5 protein-coding genes are annotated in these 4,292 nt (G+C 68.6%); 1 reads left to right on the top strand and 4 read right to left on the bottom strand.

The features are described 5' to 3' along the window. Together ACOJTB_RS16630 and rimP are read right to left on the bottom strand one after the other, a co-directional pair. Positions 1-398: NusA N-terminal domain-containing protein (locus tag ACOJTB_RS16630; protein ID WP_420103644.1), on the bottom strand; the 398-nt coding region annotated here is incomplete at its 3' end. Between the two features lie 5 nt (positions 399-403). Further along, a complete protein-coding gene (rimP, locus tag ACOJTB_RS16635) occupies positions 404-1,102 on the bottom strand; it encodes a ribosome maturation factor RimP (protein WP_420103640.1) in 699 nt (232 codons plus the stop codon). 251 nt (positions 1,103-1,353) lie between these two features. On the opposite strand from rimP, the gene ACOJTB_RS16640 reads away from it, so the two are divergent. Beyond that, positions 1,354-2,442: a DUF2336 domain-containing protein gene (locus ACOJTB_RS16640; protein WP_420103641.1), complete on the top strand. Its 1,089-nt coding sequence runs from the start codon at positions 1,354-1,356 to the stop codon at positions 2,440-2,442. Here the strand turns inward: ACOJTB_RS16640 and trmB are convergent. Beyond that, the gene (gene trmB / locus ACOJTB_RS16645; protein WP_420103642.1) at positions 2,417-3,112 is read right to left on the bottom strand and encodes a tRNA (guanine(46)-N(7))-methyltransferase TrmB; all 696 of its coding nucleotides are present in this window, start codon (positions 3,110-3,112) and stop codon (positions 2,417-2,419) included. The two genes, ACOJTB_RS16640 and trmB, sit on opposite strands and share 26 nt — an antisense overlap. 168 nt (positions 3,113-3,280) lie before the next feature. Further along, positions 3,281-4,292: methionine adenosyltransferase (metK, locus tag ACOJTB_RS16650; RefSeq protein WP_420103643.1), on the bottom strand; the 1,012-nt coding region annotated here is incomplete at its 5' end.

Here is a 4,292-nt window from a genome sequence, read left to right on the forward strand (position 1 = left end):
TCGTACTGGCGGTCGCGCTCGGCCTCGCGGACCTTCTGGACGATGACCTGCTTGGCCGACTGGGCGGCGATGCGGCCGAAATCGAAGGGCGGCAGCGGATCGGCGATGATGTCGCCGGCCTGGGCGGCCGGGTTGTGGCGCTTGGCCTCGTCGACCGTGATCTCGATGGCGGGGTTTTCGACAGTCTCGACGACCTGGAGATGGCGGGCGAGGCGAAGCTCGCCGGTCTTGGTGTTGATCTCGGCATGGACGTCGGTCTCGGCGCCGTAGCGAGAGCGAGCGGCGCGCGCGATGGCGTCTTCCATCGCGTCGAGCACGATCTGCCGGTCGATCGACTTCTCGCGGGCGACCGCATCCGCGATCTGCAGCCATTCCAGCCTGTTGGCGGCGACCACCATGGCGCTCACTCCTCTTCCGTATCGGTTTGGTGCGGAGCCGGTCCGCTCTTGGTGCCGGGGCGCGGCCCCAGCGATTTGCCTCGGCCCTTCTTCGGGGCCGCGATGTCGTCGGCCGCCGGCATTTCGGGCGGCAACCCGGATTTGCCTCGGCGCAGGGATTCGGTGACCAGCGCGTCGGTCAGCACCAGCCGCGCCTCGCCGATCAGCGCCATCGGCACGCCGACGTCGCGCTCCTCGTCGCTCTTGGCGTCGTCGCGCGAGAGCAGCGCGTTCACGCCGTCCGTGCCGCGCAGGATGCCGCGATAGCGCTTGCGGCCGCCGACGGGCTCGCTCATCTCGATCTTGGCGAGATGGCCGGCCCAGCGCTCGAAATCGGAGGCCCGCACCAGCGGCCTGTCGATGCCGGGCGACGAGATCTCGAGATGGTAGGCGGTCTGCACGGGATCGTCGACATCGAGCAGCGGCGAGATCGCCTGGCTGATCTCCTCGCAGCCCTCGACATTCATCGTGCCGTCCGGCTTCTCAGCCATGATCTGCACGGTGCAACCGTTCTGACCGTTGATGCGCACGCGCACGAGGCGATAGCCGAGGTCCTCGATCGCAGGCTCGACGATGGCCGCGACACGGGAGGCGACGCCGCTTTCGACGACGATGCGCGCCTCGGGAGCGTCAGTGGCGGGGGCGGGGTTGTGTTCTTCGTTCATCGGTTCGTCCATGGCCGGACCGCAGGTGTCCCGGCAGGGTCGAAGCCAACAAAAAAGAGCGGGCCGGCGGGCCCGCTCTTGATCATCGGCCTAGACCGATACCAGAGCTGTTGGCCCGCTCTTTAGTCCGCATCGCGCCAAGATGCAAGGCTGACGGCGCGCGCCCGATGCGAGACAGGCGGGGCGGACGCTAACGGGCTGGTCATCCTTCCATGCGAAACTGGCCGTCGAAGCTGTGCATGGGAGTTTGCATGATGGCCGTCGGCGCCTTGCTGCGCGACCTCGAGACGACGATGGGGAACGGTACGGGCCATGAGCGCGAGCTCATGATCGCGAACCTGACCGATCTGTTTCTCGCGACCGCCTCGCAGATGGACGAAGAGCAGATTGGGGTCTTCGACGTCGTCATCGGGCGGCTCTCGCGCGCGATCGAGCTGCGCGCCCGCATGGAACTCGCCGAAAGACTGGCGCCCATCCCCAATGCGCCGCCTGCCGTCGTGCGCCCGCTGGCGCTGGACGAGATCGCCGTCGCCCGCCCCGTTCTCCTGCGCTCGCCGCGACTGAGCGATCAGGACCTCGTCGCCGTCTCGGCCGCCAAGGGCCGCGACCACATGCTGGCGATTTCCGAGCGCCCCCATCTGCGCGAAAGCGTGACCGATTTCCTGATCCTGCGGGGCGGGCGCGTCGTGACCCATGCGGTCGCGGCCAATCGCACCGCGCGCTTCTCGCGCCACGGCATGGGCGTGCTGGTGATGCGCGCCGGCCAGGACGAGGTGCTGCAGGCCACGCTGGGCCAGCGCGGCGACCTGCCGGCGGAGCTGGCCGAGCAGCTGATGGCCCTCGCCAAGCTCGCGGCGCGTCGGCGCCTCGACCGGGCCGTCAGGCCCGGCTTCGCCAAAGCGGTCGAACATGCGGTGGAGCGCGGCGCCGAGGCGGTGGCCGCGGCCAAGGCCGTGCCCGTCGAACTCGCCTCGCTCGGGCTGGCTCTGGCCGAGGTCAGGGCGCTGCAGGCCGCAGGCCACCTCGACGAGGCGCAGCTGCGCGAGGCCGCGCGCGAGGCCAAGCTGGAACACGCCATCTGCGGCTTCGGCCTGCTCGCGGGGCTGAGCCTGCCCGCCGCCGAACAGACCCTGATGGGCCCCGACCGCGAGGCGGTGCTGCTGGTGAGCCGCGCCCTCGACTGGAGCTGGGAGACGACCGCGGCGCTGATCTCGCTGCGGCGCGATCTCGGCAAGTCGGATGCGGCGCTGGAGCGGGCGCAGCAGAGCTTCCAGCAGATCGGCAGGAGCACCGCGGAGCGGGTGCTCGGCTTTCTCAAGGCGCGCGACGCAGCGCCGTGAGATAGCTCGACACCCGGCCCTCGCGGACCGCCTTGGCCTCGTAGCGGGTGCGGATCCACCCCGGATAGGGGCGGCGCCAATCATCGGCCCGCTCGTCGCTCCAGTCGAAATCGGGCGAGTCCAGCAGGCGCGATAGCGTCCAGCCGACATAATCGTCGATATCGCTGGCGAAGCGGAAGCGCCCGCCCGGCCGCAGGGCGCGGGCCAGCAGGGCGAGCGTGCGCTCCGAGACGAAGCGGCGCTTGCGCTGGCGGCGCTTGGGCCAGGGATCGGGATAGAGCAGATCGATCGCATCGAGGCTGCCGGCGGGCAGGCGCGGCAGCATCAGGGCCGCATCGCCATCCCAGACGCGGATATTGGTCAGGCCCTCCCTGTCCGCGACGGCCAGGAGCTTGGCCATGCCGTTGATGAAGGGCTCGACTCCAATGAAGCCGATCTGCGGGCTCTCACGCATGCGCATCAGGAGATGCTCGCCGCCGCCGAAACCGATTTCGAGCCGCACCGCCTCGACCGGGCCGGGAAACAGCGCCTCAAGGTCGCCGATCTCGCCCTCGGGCAGGCGCAGGCGCGGCAGAACATGCTCGATCAGGTGGCTTTGCCCGTCGCGCAGCGCCTTGCCCTTGCGGCGACCGAAGAAGGCGCGGTCGTCGTGGTCGGGATTGTCGGTCATTCGGGATCGTCTCGCAGGAACCCAGGTCATCCCGGCCAAGCGGCTTCGGCCGCGCCGATCCGGGACTCGCTCCGCCTCGGATGACGGGGCGGATAGAATGCCTGAAGCAAAATGAAAAGGCCGGAGCGATCGGCTCCGGCCTTCGTCTCTTCAAGCGAAAGCGCTGTCTCAGGCGACGGCCTTCTTGAGAGCGTCCACGAGATCGGTCTTCTCCCAGGAGAAGGAGCCGTCGCGGCCGGGCTTGCGGCCGAAATGGCCGTAGGCCGAGGTTTTGGCGTAGATCGGCTTGTTGAGGCCGAGATGGTTGCGGATGCCGTTGGGCGACAGATCGACCAGCGTGCCGAGCACCTCCTCCAGCTTCGCCTCGTCCACCTTGCCGGTGCCATGCAGGTCGACATAGATCGACAGCGGCTTGGCGACGCCGATGGCGTAGGAGAGCTGGATCGTGGCGCGATCGGCGAGCTTGGCCGCGACGACGTTCTTGGCGAGGTAGCGTGCCGCATAGGCGGCCGAGCGGTCGACCTTGGTCGGGTCCTTGCCCGAGAAGGCGCCGCCGCCATGGGGTGCCGCGCCGCCATAGGTGTCGACGATGATCTTGCGGCCGGTCAGGCCGGCATCGCCGTCGGGACCGCCGATCACGAACTTGCCGGTCGGGTTGATATGCCAGACGGTCTCCTTGGAGATCCAGCCATCGGGCAGGGCCTGGCGGATATAGGGCTCGACGATCTTGCGAACGTCCGCCGAGGTCAGGGTCTCGTCCAGATGCTGGGTGGAAAGCACGATCTGGGTGACGCCGACCGGCTTGCCGTTCTCGTACTTGACCGTGACCTGGCTCTTGGCGTCCGGGCCCAGCTTGGCGGCGTCGCCCTCGCCCTTCTTGCGGGCGAGCGTCAGCGTCTCGAGAATCTTGTGCGCATAATAGATCGGGGCGGGCAGCAGTTCGGGCGTCTCACGGCTGGCATAGCCGAACATGATGCCCTGGTCGCCGGCGCCGACATCCTTGTTGCCGGCCTCGTCCACGCCGACCGCGATGTCGGCGGACTGCGGATGCAGCAGCACGTCGATCTTGGCCTTCTTCCAGTGGAAGCCGTCCTGCTCGTAGCCGATGTTGCGGATCGCCTTGCGGGCGGCCGACTTGACCTTGCTCTTCATCGCCTTCTCGTCGAGCGAGGTGCGAACC

Origin of the sequence: Allobosea sp. (assembly GCF_048595345.1) — a bacterium.
GTDB lineage: Bacteria > Pseudomonadota > Alphaproteobacteria > Rhizobiales > Beijerinckiaceae > Allobosea.